This is a genomic window from Burkholderia sp. LA-2-3-30-S1-D2 (assembly GCF_001523915.2).
GTDB lineage: Bacteria > Pseudomonadota > Gammaproteobacteria > Burkholderiales > Burkholderiaceae > Burkholderia > Burkholderia diffusa.
In genome coordinates, this window is record NZ_CP013385.1 from 679931 (window position 1) to 699727 (window position 19797).

Sequence of the window (19797 nt, forward strand, 5' to 3'; positions counted from 1 at the left end):
CGCACGATCCGGATAGCGTCCGGAGTATCCGGACAGTCCGCCTCGTTACACTACGCAAGCCCTGCGCACATCACGCAAGAAGTGGACCGTTCGCGCATCGTAGAAAACTGTGCGGACCTTCCGCATCCGCACATACCCGCAGTGCGCCGCGTTCCGGCCCCGGCGCGGCGGGCCGATCCGCAGGTTTCCGGAATTCGCGGATACCGGCCGAAGAAAGCGGATAGAAGCGCGCGTTTCGTCCGCCAATACTGGGCCCATGCCAGTCACGAACAGAACGGAGGGACACATGAAAGGACGACACATCGACATCCCGTCGCCGGACGGCGGGACGTTTCGCGCATACCTGAGCACGCCGGCCGGCGGCACGGGGCCGGGTATCGTGCTGTGTCACGAGATCTTCGGCGCGAACGCGACGATGCGCGACGTGGCCGATTACTACGCCGAGGAAGGCTACACGGTGCTCGTGCCCGACCTGTTCTGGCGCCAGGCGCCCGCCATCGAACTCGGTTACACGGCGGCCGACTTCGAGCGCGCGATGGCGTTGTACCGCGAGTACGACGAAAACAAGGGCGTCGAGGACATCGCCGCCGCGCTGGCCGTGCTGACGCAACGGCCAGAATGCACGGGCCAGGCCGGCGTGCTTGGCTACTGCCTGGGCGGCAAGCTCGCGTATCTCGCCGCGTGCCGGCTGCCGGACGTGGCCGCCGCCGTCAGCTATTACGGCGTGGGGATCGAGCACGCGCTCGACGAAGCCGCCCATCTGCGCGGCCGGCTCGTGCTGCAGATCGCCGCGCAGGACCGCTTCTGCCCGCCCGACGCGCAGCAGCGCATCGCCGCTGCATTGGCCGGCCGCGACGGCGTCGAAGTGTACGTCTACCCGGGTGTCGATCATGCGTTCGCGCGCGTCGGCGGCGATCATTTCGACAAGGCCGCCGCGGTCATGGCGCACCAGCGCGCGATCGCCGCGTTCCGCGCGGCGCTCGGCCCGCACTACGATCTGTCCGCCCTGTGGGAAGAACACCTCCGGCACGAGTTCGACACGCGCAACGTCGACGCGACGATGGCCACGATGGTCGCGCAGCCTTACGTGAACCATATTCCGACGCTGACGGGCGGCGTGGGCTACGACGAGCTCAAGCGCTTCTACACGCATCACTTCGTGCATGCGAACCCGCCGGACACGACGATCACGCCGATCTCGCGCACGGTCGGCGCGAGCCAGATCGTCGACGAACTGCTGTTCTGCTTCACGCACACGACCGAGATCGACTGGATGCTGCCCGGCGTCGCGCCGACCGGCAAGCGTGTCGAGATTCCGCTCGTCGCGATCGTCAAGTTCCGCGGCGACAAGCTGTATCACGAACACATCTACTGGGACCAGGCGAGCGTGCTCGTGCAGATCGGCCTGCTCGACGCGGCCGGGCTGCCCGTTGCCGGTGTCGAAACGGCGCGCAAGCTGCTCGACGAAACCGTGCCGTCGAACAGGCTGATGCAGCGCTGGCACGACAGCGCGTGATCGACGGATACGCATGCGGCGCGCGCAACGCGCGCCGCCTTCACTCAATCATTCCAGGAGACACACCATGACTGCCCTTGCTGGCAAAGTCGCGATCGTCACCGGCGGCGCCACGCTGATCGGCGCTGCCGTCGCGCAGGACCTCGGGCGCGCCGGCGCGTGCGTCGCGATCCTCGATCTCGATGCGGAAAACGGCGCGCGCGTCGCCGACACGCTCGGCGAACGCGGGATGTTCATCGCAACCGACATCACCGACGACCGCGCGATCGACCGAGCGGTGTCGGCGATCGCCGAACGCTTCGGCGCGATCGACCTGCTGATCAACCTGGCCTGCAGCTACGTCGACAACGGGATCCAGGCCACGCGCAACGACTGGCTGGCGGCGATGGACGTCAACGTCGTGTCGGCCGCGATGCTGGTCAAGGCCGTTCATCCGTTTCTGAAGCGGCGCGGCGGCGCGATCGTCAACTTCAGTTCGATCTCCGCGCAATGCGCACAGACCGGCCGCTGGCTCTATCCGACCTCGAAGGCCGCGATGCGCCACCTCACGCGCAGCATGGCGATGGATCTCGCCGGCGACCGGATTCGCGTCAACTCGGTGTCGCCGGGATGGACGTGGTCGCGCGTGATGGACGAGCTCACGCACGGCGACCGCGCGAAGACAGACCGCGTGGCCGCGCCGTTTCATCTGCTCGGGCGCGTGGGCGATCCGTCGGAAGTCGCGCAGGTCGTCACGTTCCTGTGCAGCGACGCGGCGAGCTTCGTGACGGGCGCCGACTACGCGGTCGACGGCGGCTACTCCGCGATGGGCCCCGAGCAGGCGGTGCCGGCGATTCCGCGGCTGGCCGAATAACCGGCAGCCGCTTCTCGCCCCGCCCATACTTCGCCTCATGCAATTCGTTCTACCAAGGATTTCATCATGAAACGCATCGCTATCGTCGGCGCCGGCCAGGCCGGCCTGCAACTCGCCTTCACGCTGCTCGACCAGGGCTATCACGTCACGCTCGCGACCAACCGCGACGCGGAACAGATCCGCGCCGGCAAGGTCATGTCGAGCCAGTGCATGTTCCATACCGCACTGCAGATCGAACGCGATCTCGGCCTGAACACCTGGGAAGAAGCGTGCCCGACCGTCGAAGGCATCGGCATCGCGGTGCCGCATCCGGAAGGCAACGGCCGCAAGGCAATCGACTGGTCGTCGCGGCTGACCCGCTACGCACAATCGGTCGACCAGCGCGTGAAGATGGCCGACTGGCTCGACGCGATCCGGCGCCGCGGCGCGGACGTGCGCATCTGCGACGTCGGCGTGCCGGAACTCGAGGACCTCGCGCTCAGCCACGATCTCGTGCTGCTCGCTGCCGGAAAGGGCGAAATCGTGCACCTGCTGGGCCGCGACGACGCACGCAGCGCATTCGAGCGCCCGCAACGCGCGCTTGCGCTCACCTACGTGAAAGGCATGACGCCGAGCCAGCCGTATTCGCGCGTGCGCTTCAACCTCCTGCCCGGCATCGGCGAATACTTCGTTTTTCCCGCACTGACGACGACGGGCCCGTGCGAAATCATGGTGTTCGAAGGAATCCCCGGCGGCCCGCTTGACTGCTGGGCCGACGTCAAGACGCCCGAGCAGCATCTCGACCGCAGCCTGTCGTTCCTGCAGCAGTATGTGCCGTGGGAATTCGAGCGCTGCCGCGACGTCGAGCTCACCGATCCGAACGGCACGCTGTCCGGCCGCTTCACGCCGACCGTGCGCAAGCCATTCTTTCGCCTGCCGTCCGGCCGGACGGTATTCGGCATGGCCGATGCGGTGGTCGTCAACGATCCGATCACCGGCCAGGGTTCGAACAATGCGGCGAAATGCGCGAAGGTATACGGCGACGCCATCCTCGCACGCGAAGGCCAGCCGTTCGACGAAGGCTGGATGCACGACACGTTCGAACGCTACTGGTCCTATGCGCAGCACGTCGTGCGCTGGACCAACTCGCTGCTCACCCCGCCGCCGCCGCACATCCTCGAACTGCTCGGTGCCGCCGGCCAGTTGCCGTCGCTGGCCGCGACGCTCGTCAATGGCTTCGACGATCCGCGCCAGTTCGCGCCGTGGTGGTTCGAACCGTCGGCCTGTGCGGCGCTGATCCGCGACCACGCCGCACGTTCGGAGTAAGCGACATGGACACCACCGCGACCTGCATTTCGGGCCTCGACCCGCAGCAACTGCGCGCCGCGTTCGGGCAGTTTCCGACCGGCGTCACCGTGATCACGACGCGTTCGCCGGACGGGCGCAAGGTCGGACTCACCGCGAATTCGTTCTCGTCCCTGTCGCTCGACCCGCCGCTCGTGCTGTGGAGCCTGCGCAAGGTCGCGCCGAGCCGCCCGGACTTCGTCGCGGCCACGCACTTCGCGATCAATATCCTCGCGCACGACCAGATCGAGCTGTCGCGCCGTTTCGCGACACCGAGCGCCGACAAGTTCGACGGCGTGTCGCACGTGGAGGCCGATGCGGGCGGCGTACCCTGTCTCGACGGCGCGAGCGCGCGTTTCGTGTGCCGCAACGTGGGCCATTACGAAGGCGGCGACCATCTGCTGTTCATCGGACAGATCGAGCAGTTCGATGCGTTCGGAAAGGCGCCGCTCGTGTTCCATGCGGGCCAGTATCGCGCAATCTCCGCACATCCCGATCTTTCTCGCGCCGTTTGATTAGTTATACAAATAAATATTCAGGAGGTGGTGATGATGAAATTCGGCTCTCGCCTGCTTGCGATCGCAGGTCTCGGGTTAGTCGGCCTGACCGGCCCCGCGCCGGCGCATGCGACCGACCTGCCGTCGGTCAACCTGGGGATGACCAGCTTCCTCGACGGGATGCCGCCGGCCGGCTCCGGCTGGTACGGCACGCAGTATCTCGAGTACTACACCGCCGGACGCGTCAACGACAACGCCGGCAACAAGGTCGGGCTGCCGAAGCAGGACATCGACCTGTTCGCGGGGCTGAGCCAGATCGTCTACCAGTCGCCGCTGACGTTCGGCGGCATCCATCCGGGGCTCGACGTGATCCTGCCGTGGGTGGCCTCCGTGCATACGAACGACGGAATCGGCAACGTCGCGCTGAATTCGCGTGCCGGATTCGGCGACCTGCTGGTCGGACCGTTCATCCAGTTCGATCCGGTGATGGGCGCGCAGGGGCCGCGCTTCGCGCAGCGTCTGGAGTTCCAGTTCATTGCGCCGACCGGTGCATACGATCCGACGCGCGCGATCAATCCGGGCAGCCATTTCTGGTCGTTCGATCCGTACTGGGCCGCGACGTTCTGGATCACGCCGAAGTGGACCGTGTCGTGGCGTCTGCACTATTTGTGGAATGCGACCAATCACGAGCCGGCGACCGCGCTCGGGCCGGACGTGACGTCGACGCAGGCCGGCCAGGCCGTTCATGCGAACTTTGCTACCGAGTATGAAGTGCGGCCCGGGCTGCGGCTGGGTCTCAACGGCTACTGGCTGCGCCAGACCACCGACATGAAGGTGAACGGTCAGGACGTGTCCGGCACACGGGAAGCCGTGCTGGCGATCGGACCCGGTGCAATGTACAGCTTCTCGCCCCAGGATCACCTGATGTTCAACGCGTACTTCGAAGTCCATGCCCGTAACCGGCCGCAGGGTTCGCGGATGGTGCTGCGGTACGTGCATCACTTTCAGTAGGCGAAACGCCGACGCGTGACGCCGCACCGCGGGTACGTATGACGGATGGCAACTTCTACTACCCCGGTTTTTCTCGCGCATCGCTCATCGGCCGGCGCATCACATGACCGCGGCTGCACCGGCCGAGGCGATCCGCGCGTATCGTCGTGGGCGAGCCCGGCAAGGCCGCCGATGGGGCAAGCGAGAGGCGCCGTGGCAGTCCGGCGCGCAACCCGCGCGCGACCTATTTGGCCGCCTGCGCCGCCGGCGTGAAACTGCACTTCGGATCGTCCTTGCCGCGCGCCGAACAGCATTCGAGCAGGTCGCTCACCGACTTCGCGTTCGCCGCATTCCATTCATACAGGCTCTTGTTGTTGTCGATCGGCATCCAATGCGTCATCGGATACCGGCTCGCACGCGCGTTGCTTCCCTTCGGCGGCGGCAGCAAACCGGCCGCGAGCGGCACGTAGATCTTGCAGCTGTTCTGATCGCCGATCCGGTGACAGCCGATGCAGGTATTGCCCGGCGTGCTGATCGCGTGCGACGTCCACGACGCGAAGTCGGCGCCGAGATTCACGTACTTGCCCCACGGATCGGTCGGCACCTTGCTCCAGACCTGGCCGATCCACGGGCTGTACATGACCGGGCTCGCGTCATGACACGACACGCAGCGCTTCGTCGCGGTCGCGGCCGGCTTCCACCAGAACTCCGCCGCGGACGGATGGCCGGGCGGCGGCGTCGTCTCGTTCGGCGGCGGCACGCGCGCCGCGTTCATGCCGGCTGTGCCGCCCTGCTCCGCATGAAACCAGCAGGTCTTGCCGTTGCCCGCATGATGCAGCACGATGTCGACTTCGTCGTAATACGGGCTCCGATTCGCGCGGATCTGCTTGCGGCGGCAAAACGCCGAGATCTGCGTGTCGCCGTGCGAGAGGTCGAGGATCTTCGAATACGGTGTGCACTGTCCGGACGTCGGCGCGTCATAGGGCAACAGCGCCGGGCGATCGCACGTCATGTGTGCTGCGTAGCGCACGGGCACGCGGCCGTTGACGGTGATCGGCACATCGGTGCCGTCATTGCAGTCGAACGCGGGAATCTCGCCGATTTCGTCGGTGCACCGCTGCGCATACTCGTGCAACGACGTATCGCCGTTTGCCGCCGCGAGCGCAACCGGCACGACCGGTGCGATCTGTACGGCCAGCATCGTCGCCAGCGCGACGACGCAGGTTCTCATCGTCATGCCGCCCCCTTCGTGTAGCGTATCGCCACCTTGCGAATGGCCTCGATGTACTTCACGTAACCGGTGCAACGACAGATGTTGCCGCCCACCCATGTTTCGATCATCGCGTCCAGATCGCGCTCGTGCACCGGCTGCGCGCGCAGATGATCGAGCATCGCGGTCGCGGCCATCAGGAAACCCGACACGCAGTAGCCACACTGGAACGCGAACGACTCGAGAAAACTCTGCTGCAGCGGCGACAGCGCGCCACCCTGCGCGAGCCCCTCGATCGTGTACACGTGCATGTCCGCCATCGCGCTGACCGGGGTCGAGCACGACAGCGTCTTTTCCATCGGCGCATCGGGCGCATTGCGCACGCCGACCGTGCACGCGCGGCACACGCCGATGCCGCAGCACAGCTTGGTGCCCGTCAGGTCCTGCCGCTCGTGCAGGAAGTCGATGAGGTTCATGTCCGCGTCGGCCGCGTCCGCTTCGACGGGCTTGCCGTTGATGATCATCCGGACCGGATTGCTCATTGCAGTGCCTCCCGAATCTTCTCCGGCGTCACGGGCGTCACCCGGAACCGCCGCCCCGTCGCCATCGCGAGCGCATTGAGCAGCGCCGGCGCGATCGGACACATCACCGCTTCCGCGATGCCGCGTGCATTCGCGGGATCGCCGCCGGGCGGCGGTAAGGCGATCAGCTCCTGCACGGGGATGTCCGGCAGCCGCGTGACCTCGTAGCGATCCAGATTCCATCGGCCGCCGCCCGGCCCGTCCGGCCCCAGCGGACACGTTTCGGTCAGCACGTTGCCGATACCCATCGCGACCGCGCCCTGTGACTGCCCTTCGACGAGCTCCGGCGACAACTGCCGGCCGACGCTCACTGCCGTCACCACGCGTTCGACCTTCACGCGCCCGGTCGCGGAATCGACGGACACCGCGACGAGCGTCGCCGACGGCGCATAGGTCGTGCGCCCGTAAAGTGTCGTATTGATCGGCGGCGGCTGCAGCACGCGCTTCAACGGCGTCAGGTGATACGGATCGAGGCCGACCGCCACGTAGTCGTAGTCGATCTGCGCACTGCCGGACGCGAACGGATAGGTTCCCTTCCAGAAATACCCGGCATAACTCGCATGCACGGCCGCGGTCGTCTGCAGGCCGAGCTTCCTGATCGTGCCGAGCAGCGTCGCCCACGGAATCGGTGCGAGGCCGTTCGCGGCGAGTGCGCGATCGGTCCAGTGCACGTCCTCCGCACGCACGGGTACGCCCCACCATGCGCGCGCGGCTGGCAGCACGCTCTGCAGAAACAGCACCTGCGCGGCGCCCTTGACCGCGTGGTACTGATGAAATGCGCCGAGACAGGCGCTCGACGAGCCGTACGTGTAGCACACGTACTTGCTGTCGTCTGGCGGATTGCTCGAACGCTGCAACCCGAGCGAGTTGAACGGTCCAATCTCGCTCATCGCAATCGTTTGCGCGTTTTGCCCGAGAAACTCGGCCGGCGCGAGACCGAGCGTCGTGGCCGCGCCGTTGCCCATGTCGGTGTACGGCGTGACCACGCGCAGGTTGCCGTCGGGCAGGATCTGCACCATGCCGAACATGCCGTCGCCGGAGGTGCCGTACGCTTCGTTCGCCATCGCGAGGCCGACACCGTAGCGGAGGCTGCGCGCGCTGCGCTCGGCACGAATCTGCTCACGCTCGAGCCATAACGGATGACGTTCGAGCCGGTCGAGCAGCGCGTCCAGCTGCAGGTCGAACAGGATCGGCGCGCCCGTGATCGCGCGGCCCTTGCCGAGAGCGGGCGCCTTGCCGAGCAGATTGGCGCGCCGGATCTCGAACGGCGACATCCCTAGCCGGCGTGCAGCCTCGTCCATCAGCGTCTCGATCGCCATGAACGCCTGCGGCCCGCCGAAGCCGCGCTGCGAGCCGCCGAAGACTTCCCGCGTGTAGGTCGACGCGGCCTGCGCGCGTGCCCGCGGAATCTCGTAGCAGCTCATCGCGCTCAACGCGGCAAGCTGCGCGACGTACGGCGACAGGTTCTTCTTCCCGCCGCCGTTCATCAGGAAATCGCAGGTGATCGCTTCGAGCTTGCCGCGGCGGTCGAACCACAGCGATTCGGAGAACTGCGTCTCGCAGCGTTTCAGGCCAACCTGGAATTGCTCGTAGCGCGACTGCTGCCAACGCAGCGCGCCCTTCGCGAACGGCGCCGCAAGAGCCAGATACAGCGGGAAATAGGACTTGTCGCGTCCGCCGAAACCACCGCCCGGGTAGCACGCGATGACCTGGGCCTCCTTGACCGGGACGTTGCTGCCGTCGAACAGCGCACACGCACCGATCGCATCGTCGTTCGCCGACTGCGTGCCGAGGACGAGGCTGATCTTCGAGGCGGACGCGTCGTACCATGCGAGTCCCGCTTCGGGCTCCATGAACATCGGATCCATCGCCGGCGTCTCGAACCCGTCATCGCCCGTCGCCCGAATGCCGATCCACGTGCCGGCGGCCGCGTGGTGGGCAATCGTCGCATCGATGTTGGCGACCGCCGCCTCGCGTTCCTCCAGATACTTCGCGGTCGGCTTGCCGGTGCTGTCGGCCTCGTAGTTGTCGACGTAGTTGAACCGACGTGCGTCGTCGCGCACGTAGACGGTCACGGGCGAATACGGCACGACCGGTGCGGCCTGGCCGGTGCCGACCGGCGCGCCGTAGCGGATCACGCCGCGATTGAAATCGAGCAGCTTCCTCGCGCGACGATAGATATCGAAGTTCTCGAAGATCAACAGCGCGGCCGGTTGCCCGTAGCAGTCCGCCGGATGACCCACCCGCGCGAGCCAGTAGATGTCCTGGTTCGCGATCGGATCGGGGCGCGGTGCAAGATTGATCCTGCGCGCGCTCAGCAACGCGTTGTCGACAATGGCGATCGGCTGCAGTTCGTGCGGCAGCACGCCGAGATCGTAGCCCTGGTACACCGCGTCGACCCGGTCGCAGCGCAGCGCATAAAGCCAGTTCTCCTGCTGCGGCCAGCCGACGAAGTCGCGGGACTTGAAGTCGCGCGCGTAGATCTTCTGGCCCATTACCTTCGGCACGCCATCGATGCGCCAGCGCGCCTTTCCGGGCACCGGTGCCCAGCTCGGGCCGTCCGCATCGGCCTGCGTCTCGCCCGCGGCGAGTACGAGTGCCGGTAAATGCGTAACCGAAACGGCGACAACGGCGCCGCTGCCGGCGAGCTTCAGAAACGTCCGGCGTGTCACTGGCACACGGATGGCCATGCTGCGTCCCTCGTTCGAATTGTTATGTTGGTCGTCGAGTGCACGACGTGCGTCGCCACGCCGGCCGCGAGCGGCCCGATACGCGTGTGCGTCGGTGCACAGGATGTCGGTGAGAAAGCGGTGTTCCGGGCGCGGTTGCGCGCGCCGGCTGTCAGTAATCGGGAGGGAGACGACGCGCGCCGTAGCCCGGCGGCATCGCGGGTTCGGTCCACGCGGGTGGTCGCCTGCTCGATGAGGCGTCAGGCGGCGTGCATCGCGCTGCGTGTTCGTTCATGATTCCCCCGGCCCCGATCGTGCTTGACTGGCCTGTTGCCCGTATCGTCGGGCAGCCGCTTCAATTTCAGGCGTTGTGTTCGTTCTTTCCGCGACGCGGGGCGATCGTCCCGCTCGCAGCGTCATTCAAGCCTGATTTTGAATAATCGTAGAAATTCGAATCGACGATTTCAAGGAGATTTTCGGGCACGATGACGCGCACATCGGCAGCGGCATCCGTCGATACGTGCCGCGTCATCGGCTGACGCATGCCACCGCTGGCGGCCCGAGGGCGCTGCGGCCGGGCGGCGACTGCCTGCGCCGGCCGGCAATTCGGTAAACAATCGCTCGCGTTATCGACACGGATGGATTCAGCCGTGCAGATCGGACCTGTCGGATCGGCTTTCAGTCCGGTCGGCGCGCCGCCGCGACTGCGTTCGAGGTTAGTCGTAGGGGGCCACCCGCGCGGGCAGTGGACTACGGCTGTCTCCATGGTCGACCATGGGTCCGGGTTGCGTTGACGCCGCTATGATCGACCTATCTCGCGGCGCCGCCCGGGGGGGAGAAGGAGCCTCCCATGAAGACGGTGACCGTGCCGGCCGGCAATGCCCGGTCGGCACGTACATCCGGTTCGCGCGGCAGTCCCGCGCCGCTGCTTACTGCCCGATACTGGTGAAGGTCGGCAGCAGCACGCGATACACGTGAATCATCGCCGGCCCGAGCAACACGCACATCAGCGCCGGGAAGATGCAGAAGATCAGCGGGAACAGCAGCTTCAGCGCAATCTTCGCGGCGCGCTCCTCGGCGCGCATCCGCCGCCGCGTGCGCAGCATGTCGGACAACACGCGCAGCGATTCGGCGATGCTGGTGCCGAAGCGATCGGCCTGGATCAGCATCGCGCAGAACGACTCGATATCCTCGACGCCGGTCCGCAGTGCCAGATTGCGCAGCGCGGTTTCCTTCGTGAACCCGGAACGCATCTCGAGCAGCAGCAAGTCGAGTTCGCCCGCGACCACTTCGCTGCGAAAGCGCAGTTCCTCGCTCACCCGCATCAGCGCCGCGTCGAGCCCGAGCCCTGCTTCGACGCATACGGTCAGCAAATCGAGCGCATCCGGAAAGTCCTCGAAAATCACCCGCTGACGCGTCGCGATCCGCCGCCTGAGGATCACGTTCGGAACGTAGTAGCCGATCCCGGCGAGCGCGACGAGGATGAACGACAGCAGCATGCGTTGACCCGCGAGCCGGGTCGTGGCGAGCGCCAGCAGCGCGGCGGCCGGCAGCGCCAGCGCGAGTACCGTCTTCGCCGCGAAGTAAAGCGCGCCCGCGTTCGGATCGCGCCAGCCGGCGTTCATGAGCCGGATCCGCAGCGGTGAATTCTCCCAGCCCTCCTGCGGCACCGACAGCCGGGAAATCGGTTGCGACAGCTCGACGAGCTTCGCGACCCAGCGCGATGGCTGCCCGCCGCCATCGCCGGCGCCGGCGCCGGCGCCGATGCCTACACTTGCTCCGCTCGCCTGCTGGATCCGGCGCTCCATGTTGCGCGGCGCAAACAGCAGCATCGCGACCAGCACGCCGCCGGCGACGAAGATGAACAAGCCGGCCAGCATCACGGTATGTACTACGCTCAGGTTTTGCATGACAGCCTCGAATCGGTTCGTGAAGCCTGAGACACGCGTCAGACGCGAATCCGGATGATGCGTCGAATCCACAGCATGCCGAATGCCATCGACCCCAGCATCACTCCGACCATCTTGATGCCGGCCGGATCCTGCCAGAGCACCGACAGAAACTCCCGGTTCAACACCGCCATCATGCCCGCCGTGCCGAATGGCAGCAGCCCGAGGATCCAGGCCGACAGCCGCCCTTCCGCCGACAGCACGCGGACCTTGTCGAACAGCTTGAAGCGCTCGCGAACGAGCGATGCGATGCTGTCGAGCAGCTCGGCCAGGTTGCCACCGGTCTCGCGCTGGATCAGCACCGCGATCACGAAGTAGCGCAGGTCATGGGCCGGCACGCGTGTCGCGAGGTTCACCAGCGCATCGTGCAGCGATACGCCGTAATTGATCTCGTCGAACGTGATCCGGAACTCACCGCCCATCGGATCGGGAAACTCCTCGCCGACCATCCCGAGCGCGCTCGTAAAGGAGTGGCCGGAGCGCAGCGCGCGCGCGATCATGTCGCAGACATCCGGCAGTTGGCGCTCGAGCTTGAGCATCCGCCGGTTGCGATGCCGCATCACGTACATTGCCGGCATGCACGCGGTCAGCAGCGCAATCGGCAACATGGCGATCAGGGGCAACGGAGTGAACAGCAGGACGAGCATCGCCGTCACCGGCAATGCCGCGCTGTACACGACGAGCTTCGCCACCGTCCAGTCGAGCCCCGATTGCTGCAGCAGCAAATCCACCGACTGCACGCGCGGCATACGCAGCAACAGCCGGTCGAACGGTTTCGATTCGTCGAGCATCCGCTTCTTGAGAATCGACAGCCGCTCCTGCTGCACGCTGCCGCCGGCCGACATCGCGCGCAGGCGCGACTCGATCCGCCGTGCCGCGGCACCGTGGCGTGAGTTCCACCATTGATAGACACCTTCGATCGCGAGCACCACCGCGACGAAGGTGAGAATCACAAAACCATAGAATATCGAGTCCATGAGACCTCCCCGGAATCAGACGACGGCGCGTCGTCACTTCGTCTCGTAACGCTGCGCCGGGTCGTAGAGTGAATCCGGCAGGTTGATGCCGAACGACTGCAGCCGCTCGGCGAACTTCGGCCGCACGCCGGTCGCGCAGAAGTGTCCGCGCACCGTCCCGTCGCGATCCATGCCGGTGCGCTTGAACGTGAAGATCTCCTGCATGTTGATGATGTCGCCTTCCATCCCGGTCAGCTCCTGGATGCTGACGATCTTGCGCTTGCCGTCGGTGAGCCGCGTCGCCTGGATCACCACCGAGATCGCCGACGCGATCTGCTGGCGCATCGTCTTCGGCGGCAGCGTCAGGCCGCCGACGCTGATCATGTTCTCGAGCCGCGTGAGCGCGTCGCGCGGCGTGTTTGCGTGGATCGTCGCGAGCGAGCCTTCGTGGCCGGTGTTCATCGCGTTGAGCATGTCGAGCGCTTCCGCGCCGCGCACTTCGCCGAGAATGATCCGGTCCGGCCGCATCCGCAGCGCGTTGCGCACGAGCGTGCGCTGCGTGATCTCGCCCTTGCCCTCGATGTTCGGCGGCCGCGTTTCGAGCCGCAGCACGTGCGGCTGCTGCAGTTGCAGCTCCGCCGCATCCTCGATCGTCACGATCCGCTCCGATCGCGGGATGAAGCCCGACAGGATGTTGAGCAGCGTCGTCTTGCCGCTGCCGGTCCCCCCCGACACGAGCACGTTCACTTTCGCCTTGGCCAGCGCATCGAGCAGCTCCGCCATCGGCGGCGTGAGGCTCTGGTAACTCACGAGGTCGTCCATCTTCAGCGGATTGACCGCGAAACGCCGGATCGACATCAGCGGCCCGTCGATCGCCGACGGCGGAATGATCGCGTTCACGCGCGAGCCGTCCGGCAAACGCGCATCGACCATCGGGGTCGATTCGTCGATGCGCCGCCCGACCCGCGACACGATCTTCTCGATCACCTTCATCAGGTGCGCGTCGTCGTAGAACGTCACGTCGGTCAGCTCGAGCTGGCCGGCGCGCTCGACATAGACCTGCCGGTACGTGTTCACGAGGATGTCGGAGATGCCAGGGTCGCGCAGCAGCGCCTCCAGCGGGCCGAAACCGAACATCTCGTCGTACACGTCGATCGCGAGCTGGCGCCGCTCGATGTCGTTCGCGGGCATGCGCTCCTCGTCGAGGATGCGCGAGATCAGCGCCGAGATTTCCTGCCGCACCTGTTCCTGCGGCAGGCGTGACAGACGCTCCAGCTCGACCCGTTCAAGAACCGCCACGTGAATTTCACGGCGCAGCCTCTGGTACGCGTCGCGTACCGACGAATGCGTCGCACCTGCCGGATCGGTGCCCGTCGCCTGGGGCTGCGTCCGGTACAAGGACATCTGTTCGCGCAATGACATGATGGTTTCCCCGAGAGATTCACATGGACTTGAGCTTCGGCGTGGCCTTGCGGCCGAACAGCCGGGACATCAACGGTTCGCTGCTGGACGCGTCGTGCCTGGTCCGCACGTCCCCTTCGACGATCTGCTTCGCACAGGCCTGCAACGCACGCGTAACCGCTGCGCTGCGTGCGACGCGCGAGACCGGATGCCCCAGGTCGAGCGCTTCGCGCACGGTATCGGCGTCGTCGGGTATGGTGCTGCTCGCGTGCAGGCCGAGCACTTCCTCGAGCGCGGTGCGGGACCGTTCGCTCGCGCGTGTCATCCGGTTCACCACCAGCCGCATCTGGTCGGTCGGGTAGCCGAGCGACACGAGAATCTCGAGCAGCCGGCGGCCCGCGCGCACGTGCGGCATCGCGGGCTGCAACACGAGCTGGATCTGGTCGCTGCGATCCAGCGCGATCATCGACAGCGGATTGATGCTCACGCCGATGTCGAAGATCACGAAGTCGTAGCGCGGCGCCGCGACGCCGAGGATCCATTCGAGCGCATCCTCGCGCATCTCCGCGGCCTTGACCGGGTCGCCCGCGCCCGCCAGCACGTGGAAGGTCGGCGTCACGTGCGCGACGCTCGCGTCGAGAAACGCGCCGTCGAGTCGCTCGATCTGCGCGCACAGCTGCGGCAGCGTCGACGGCGGCGTCTCGTCGCTGACGAGGAACGCGGCATCCGCGAACTGCTGGTTCAGATCGACCAGGAGCACGCGGCGCTTATATCCTTCAGCGATCTCGTACGCGACGTTGCTCGCGGCGAAGCTCGTGCCCGCGCCGCCCTTGCACGACATGAACGACACGAAGCGCGTATCGTCGCCGTCGCGTCGCGTGCTTTGCGCGGCGGCACGCTCGAGCGCCCGGGCCAGCGCCGCGGGGTCGATCGGCCACTGCAGCACGTCGCGCGCGCCGGCGCGCATCGCGTCCAGCAGCACGTTCGGCGCCGCGTCGGCCGTCACCAGGATGCAGGTCAGGCCCGGGTGCAGCCGGCAGATGCGCTCGAGCGCCGACAGCTCGGTCGCATCGGTTGTCGCGCCGTCGATCAGCAGGATGTCGAATGAATCGAGTCCGTCCGTTCGATTCTCGATCTGCGACGATCGTCCATGCGCGCGTGTCACGCGATAGTGTCCGCTGTCGGTGACCAGGCGCGCGATCTGCGTGAGCCGGGCGGTATCGTCGGCAGCTACGAGGATATTGATCATGGCTGTGCCTCGTCGGTTCGATTATTGACAGGCGGTGCCGCCCGTGGATGAATTCAGGCTTTCACGCGACAACGTCGTGGTGAACGGCGGCATCGTGATCGAGACGCTCGCGAGCGGAATCATCGTCTTGACCGTGAAGTTGGTCATGCTGACGGTCACGAACGAGCAGGAACTCACGTCGCAGCCCGACGGCGTGTAGCTCACCGACACGTTCGCACTCGACACCATCGGCATCAGCGACTTCACGCGCTTCACGACGCCGGCGGCGTTCACGTCGCAGACGATCGCCGTGCGTGCGCCGAGCCGGATGGCCTCGGCCGCCGTGTTCCAGTAAAACAGCACGCGCCCGAATTCGAAGACGCCGATCAGCAGCATCATCAGGATCGATGCGATCAGCGCGAATTCGACGATCGTCGCGCCGCGTTGGGCGCGACGGCGCGACGGCAGACAGGAGCGCGGGTTCATGACACTTGCCTCATCACGGTGACGATGTTGCCGAAGGTGATCGACGACAGCCCCGGGTAGGCCGGAATCGGCTGGTACTTATAGCCCTTCACCTTCACCTCGACGACGTTGATGCTGCCGGTCGCCGTGCCGCTTGCCGCGTTGTTGGTCGCGTCGTAGGTCGGCAGGTTCGCGAACTGCGGTGGATCGGACGCGTCGGCGCAATCGCTCGAATGCGCGGCGTCGCACACGATCACCATCGATGTCGTGAGCCCCGGCACCAGCTCGGTGCCGGCAGACCCGCAGGTCGTGTTGCCGTAGACGACCAGGCACTGCGCCTCCGCGAGCGGATACGCGCTGTCGGCCGGCAGATAGACCGACAGGTAGCGCGCCGCGTCGCGCGTCGCCTTGGTGAGGGTCTCGTACTGATAGATCGCGCGGCCGAACTCGGCCACACCGGTCGCGAGCACGATCATCGGCATCAGCACGAGCGCGAACTCGACCGCGGCGACACCGCGCATGCGCGACCGGCGAATCGGGAGCCTTTTCATGATCGCGTCTCCTCTATTGAACGAGCATCGGCACTTTGAGGCCGACCGAGCTGCCGCTGCCCGGCAAACCGTGCGTCGCGCAAGGCGTGCTGCCGGATGACGCCGAGCCGAGGTATTCGAGATGCGCGACGACCCCGCCGGCGCCCGGGCTGAACGGCAGCGGATCGAGCATCAGCACGCAGTCCCACTGCGTGACGGTCAGCTGGTTGCTTGCCCCGTTCAACGTCGAGCAGTCGCCCTCGGGGGCAAGCGCGACCCGGCGGTCGCCGCCGAACGTCTGATAGTTGCTTGCGGTGGCGGTCCCTTTGGTCGCGATGCCGCTGCCGGCGGGCGGTGCACCGTCGCCCTGGTAGGACTTGAAGCTTGCGCGATCGAGCACGAACTGCGTGTACGCGTCGCCGACGATGCCTGCGGTTCCCGGCGGCCCGTAGTTGGGGCCGACGTACGCGTAGCCGGTGAAGTCCGGCTGGCCGCTCGAGCCGTTGGCGCCGTTCGTGTAGATGCCGAAGCGGGTATTCCACGCGCGCAGCGACGCGGCCTTCAGGCCCGTCGAGCCGAGGGTGGGCGGCGACGTGATGTTGCAGGTATTGCCGGACAGTTCGCTGGCGATGGTCGGCTCGTTCGTCGAGCCGTCGAGCGCCGCCCAGCCGAAGTTGCCTGGCCCGTACGTCGACGACGAACCGGACAGCGACGAGATCCAGTCACCGACCTTGTACGGCGCGGCGGTCGCCGCGCGGCACACGAACACCGGGATCGCACAGGTGGTCTGCCCGGCGCCCACCGTCGCGATCGCGCTGGCCGAGACCTGCGCCGCGTTCGCGACCTGCACACCGGGAATCGTGTTGAGCACCTCGATGAACCAGTGCGCGATGTTGGTCAGTTGCGCCGTGCACTTCACGTACTTGATGTTCGCCGGCGTGGCGACCGCCGTCTTCGTCAGGAACGGATTGGTCAGCGAATCGCTGAACGTGACGTTCGAATCCGTCTGCATCTGCACCGCGTTCTGCTGAAAGAAGGCGAAATTCGAGTGGCCGGCGGCGATGCCGTCCGCTTCCGCGACCTGCAGGCTGATGGCCGACGTGAGGTCGCGCGCAGCGGACAGCGCGCATGAGTCGGCGCTGTTCTGAAGTTCGCTGCGCGTGACGTACAGCTTGCCGAGGTCCAGCGCGAGACCGACGAATCCGATCATCACCGCCAGTGCGAGACCGACGATGATCGCGACGGCGCCTTGCTGGCGATGCAACCCTCGACGCGTGAGTTTCGGATGACGAGCTGCGCTGGACATGGCGTTCTCCCTGAGCGTGCCTGTGTTATTGGCCCGACGACTTGCCGATCCCGATCACGAATGCATTGGCTTTCGGCTCGGGCTGCCTGAACGACTTGTCGTAGTTGTCGAGCGCGGCCGCGGCGGCGCTGCCGTCGACCCCCGGGCGCGAGGCCGCGTGTTCGGCGGCATGCGGATCGATGATCTGGGCTTGCGTGACAGCGCGGACCGAGTCGCCGAAGCGACTGTCCCACACCGGCGTCGACGACATGCAGCCGGCAAGCGCGAACGCGAGCGGGACGGCGAGCGCCGCACGGCGCACGAATACGAGGTAGGCGGATTTCATGAGCTTCCCCTTGGATGGCTTCAACGATCGGTGGACGCGGGTTCCGCATTCGCCCGCGCGATCTGCGCGTGGGCGGCGGCCGGCAGACTGTTCTTCGAATGCGGCGCGGGTTTGGCCGGCGTGTCGGAGCCAGCCGCCGCGAGACGCGCGGCAGCGGCTTCGATGCGCGCGATCCGTGCCGCGCTGGCCGCATCGGCCTGCGGTTGCGGTTTCGGCAGCGACTGCGCGGCATGCGCCGGCTCGGCGTTCACCGCTCCCGCCGCGGCGGCCGCTGCAGCCGCCGGCTTCTCAGGCTGCGCCGGCACCGGTGCCGGTGTGTCGGCGGGCTGCGGCGCACGCGGAGCGGGCAGCGCAGCGGCCGGTGCGGCCGATTGCGGCGCGGGAGCAGGCGCCGGCGTCTGCGGTGCATCCATCGCGCCGTTCGCCGGTTGCGCGCCCGCCTTGCGGACACCCTTGCGCCCTTCCATGTTGCCGGTCGCATACACGTCGGCTTCGTTGGGCTTCGAGAAGCTGTCGGTCGGCAGCGGCAGGTCGGCGGTCTGCAGCGGCCTCACCAGGTGCGGCGTGATCACGAAGATCAGCTCGGTGCGGTCCTGCTGGAACGACGTGCTGCGGAACAGCGCGCCGAGCACCGGCACCTCGCCGACGCCGGGAATCGCCTTCAGCGCGCCGCTCGCGTTGTCCTTGATCAGCCCACCGATCGCGAACGATTCGCCGTCGGCCATCTGGACCGTCGTCGACGCGCGCCGGGTGGTGATCAGCGGCAGGATCGAGGTGCCGCCGATGTTGGTCGCGCTCAGCGTCACGCCCGTCTGCGACAGCTCCGACACTTCCGGCGCGACCCTCAGGTTGATCCGGCCGTTCGCGAGCACCGTCGGCGTGAACTTCAGCGCGACGCCGAACTCCTCTTCCTGCAGGGTAATCGACGACGTGCCGGTGCCGCTGCTCTGCGGTACCGGGATGAAGATCTTGCCGCCGGCGAGGAACGTCGCCTCCTGGCCGCTGATCGTCACGAGGTTCGGCTCCGCGAGGATCTTGACGAGGTTGTCGGTGTTCTGCGCATCGGCCGCGATGCTGAACGGCTTGTTGTTCGCCTTATTGAAGATCGCACCGCTCGCAACGCCCGCGAGCAGGTTGCTGACGAGCGCGCCGCTCCACGAGCCGAACCCGCCCTGGATGTTGAACGCGCTGCCCAACTGGTTGATCAGCGTCTTCGACACTTCGGCAACCTTCACTTCGAGCATCACCTGCTGCGGCGACGTCACGTTCAGCATGTTCAGCACGCCACCACCCTTGCCAGTGCCGCCCCCCTCGCCGGTGCTCTCGCTGTAGGCCCGTGCGATCTGCACGGCCTGTTGCGCGGCCTGCGAGCTCGACACGGTGCCCGCCAGCACGATCGTGCCGGCTGCGTTCGATACGTGGATGGCGTGCTCGTCCGGCATCAGCTGCGCCAGCGATGCCTGCAGGCCGCCGGCGTCCGCGCCGACCGCAACGTCGATCACGCGGCACGCGCCGCTCCTGCCCTGCACGATCATGTTGGTGGTGCCGACCGACATCCCGAGGATGTAGAGCGTCTGCGGCGACACCATCGTTGCTTGCGCGACGGCCGGGTTGCCGATGGTCCGGTTGCGGACCGGCTCCGGCATCGGCACCAGCAGCGACTTGCCGAGCGGCACGCTGACGCTGGTCGACTCGCGCACGGCGCCCACGCAGTTCGGTCCGCGCAGCGGGCCCGCCGATGCGGCAGCCGCGGCGGCAGGCGCCGGCGCCATGCTGATCGTCATCTGCATCGGCCCCTTGGCGACGGCAGCCGGCGCGCTCGCGCCGCCCTTCATCAGCGCAGCCGATTCCGCGCCTTCCTGGGCCAGCGCGCTGTACACCGTCAGCCACCCCGTACACAGGATCGCGGCCATCATCGTGCCCCGTGCGATACGCGTGCGCACCGGGCCGGTACCTGAATATTGCGGATTGATCTTCATTTCGTCTGATCCCCCGAGT

At 66.7% G+C, this 19797-nt stretch carries 18 protein-coding genes; 5 read left to right on the forward strand and 13 right to left on the reverse strand.

Annotated features, from left to right (window positions below; all coding sequences use genetic code 11):
• The first annotated feature begins 286 nt into the window (after nucleotides 1-286).
• The 5 genes from WS66_RS32150 to WS66_RS32170 all read left to right on the forward strand — a co-directional run bounded on the left by WS66_RS32150 (nucleotide 287) and on the right by WS66_RS32170 (nucleotide 5200).
• Complete coding sequence (locus WS66_RS32150; RefSeq protein ID WP_059599654.1) at nucleotides 287-1516, forward strand: dienelactone hydrolase family protein; 1230 nt, start codon at nucleotides 287-289, stop codon at nucleotides 1514-1516.
• A gap of 67 nt (nucleotides 1517-1583) precedes the next feature.
• Nucleotides 1584-2369: an SDR family oxidoreductase gene (locus tag WS66_RS32155; RefSeq protein ID WP_059599655.1), complete on the forward strand. Its 786-nt coding sequence runs from the start codon at nucleotides 1584-1586 to the stop codon at nucleotides 2367-2369.
• Nucleotides 2370-2435: 66 nt separating this feature from the next.
• Nucleotides 2436-3674 (forward strand): styrene monooxygenase/indole monooxygenase family protein, encoded by a 1239-nt coding sequence (locus WS66_RS32160; RefSeq protein ID WP_059599656.1) that lies wholly within the window; start codon nucleotides 2436-2438, stop codon nucleotides 3672-3674.
• 5 nt (nucleotides 3675-3679) lie between these two features.
• The gene (locus WS66_RS32165; protein ID WP_059599657.1) at nucleotides 3680-4207 is read left to right on the forward strand and encodes a flavin reductase family protein; all 528 of its coding nucleotides are present in this window, start codon (nucleotides 3680-3682) and stop codon (nucleotides 4205-4207) included.
• Between the two features lie 33 nt (nucleotides 4208-4240).
• Complete coding sequence (locus WS66_RS32170) at nucleotides 4241-5200, forward strand: SphA family protein (protein WP_059599658.1); 960 nt, start codon at nucleotides 4241-4243, stop codon at nucleotides 5198-5200.
• A 223-nt stretch (nucleotides 5201-5423) separates the two neighbouring features.
• Here the strand turns inward: WS66_RS32170 and WS66_RS32175 are convergent, their stop codons facing one another.
• The 13 genes from WS66_RS32175 to WS66_RS32235 form a co-directional block, all read right to left on the reverse strand.
• Nucleotides 5424-6416, reverse strand: a complete 993-nt coding sequence (locus WS66_RS32175) for a hypothetical protein (protein ID WP_059599659.1) — start codon at nucleotides 6414-6416, stop codon at nucleotides 5424-5426.
• A complete protein-coding gene (locus WS66_RS32180; protein ID WP_059599660.1) occupies nucleotides 6413-6931 on the reverse strand; it encodes a (2Fe-2S)-binding protein in 519 nt (172 codons plus the stop codon). The genes WS66_RS32175 and WS66_RS32180 overlap by 4 nt, the downstream gene beginning before the upstream one ends.
• Entirely contained in the window at nucleotides 6928-9660 is a 2733-nt protein-coding gene (locus WS66_RS32185) for a xanthine dehydrogenase family protein molybdopterin-binding subunit (protein ID WP_059599661.1), read from the reverse strand. Before WS66_RS32185 ends, WS66_RS32180 begins: the two co-directional genes overlap by 4 nt.
• Before the next feature lie 340 nt (nucleotides 9661-10000).
• Entirely contained in the window at nucleotides 10001-10405 is a 405-nt protein-coding gene (locus WS66_RS33920) for a hypothetical protein (RefSeq protein ID WP_151047702.1), read from the reverse strand.
• Nucleotides 10406-10568: 163 nt separating this feature from the next.
• Nucleotides 10569-11549, reverse strand: coding sequence for a type II secretion system F family protein (locus tag WS66_RS32195; RefSeq protein WP_059599663.1), 981 nt, complete (start codon nucleotides 11547-11549; stop codon nucleotides 10569-10571).
• A gap of 38 nt (nucleotides 11550-11587) precedes the next feature.
• Entirely contained in the window at nucleotides 11588-12565 is a 978-nt protein-coding gene (locus WS66_RS32200) for a type II secretion system F family protein (RefSeq protein WP_059599664.1), read from the reverse strand.
• A gap of 33 nt (nucleotides 12566-12598) precedes the next feature.
• On the reverse strand, nucleotides 12599-13966 hold the full coding sequence (locus WS66_RS32205; protein ID WP_059599665.1) for a CpaF family protein: 1368 nt from the start codon (nucleotides 13964-13966) through the stop codon (nucleotides 12599-12601).
• 19 nt (nucleotides 13967-13985) lie between these two features.
• Nucleotides 13986-15194 carry an AAA family ATPase gene (locus tag WS66_RS32210; RefSeq protein WP_059599666.1) on the reverse strand — a complete coding sequence of 403 codons (1209 nt, stop codon included), beginning with the start codon at nucleotides 15192-15194 and terminating at the stop codon, nucleotides 13986-13988.
• Nucleotides 15195-15215: 21 nt separating this feature from the next.
• Nucleotides 15216-15659 (reverse strand): TadE/TadG family type IV pilus assembly protein, encoded by a 444-nt coding sequence (locus WS66_RS32215; protein ID WP_059599667.1) that lies wholly within the window; start codon nucleotides 15657-15659, stop codon nucleotides 15216-15218.
• Nucleotides 15656-16189 (reverse strand): TadE/TadG family type IV pilus assembly protein, encoded by a 534-nt coding sequence (locus tag WS66_RS32220; protein WP_059599668.1) that lies wholly within the window; start codon nucleotides 16187-16189, stop codon nucleotides 15656-15658. The genes WS66_RS32215 and WS66_RS32220 overlap by 4 nt, the downstream gene beginning before the upstream one ends.
• A 13-nt stretch (nucleotides 16190-16202) precedes the next feature.
• Entirely contained in the window at nucleotides 16203-17474 is a 1272-nt protein-coding gene (locus tag WS66_RS32225) for a pilus assembly protein TadG-related protein (RefSeq protein ID WP_059599669.1), read from the reverse strand.
• A 25-nt stretch (nucleotides 17475-17499) separates the two neighbouring features.
• On the reverse strand, nucleotides 17500-17799 hold the full coding sequence (locus WS66_RS32230) for a hypothetical protein (RefSeq protein ID WP_059599670.1): 300 nt from the start codon (nucleotides 17797-17799) through the stop codon (nucleotides 17500-17502).
• A 20-nt stretch (nucleotides 17800-17819) separates the two neighbouring features.
• On the reverse strand, nucleotides 17820-19778 hold the full coding sequence (locus WS66_RS32235) for a type II and III secretion system protein family protein (protein WP_059599671.1): 1959 nt from the start codon (nucleotides 19776-19778) through the stop codon (nucleotides 17820-17822).
• Nucleotides 19779-19797: the final 19 nt, after the last annotated feature.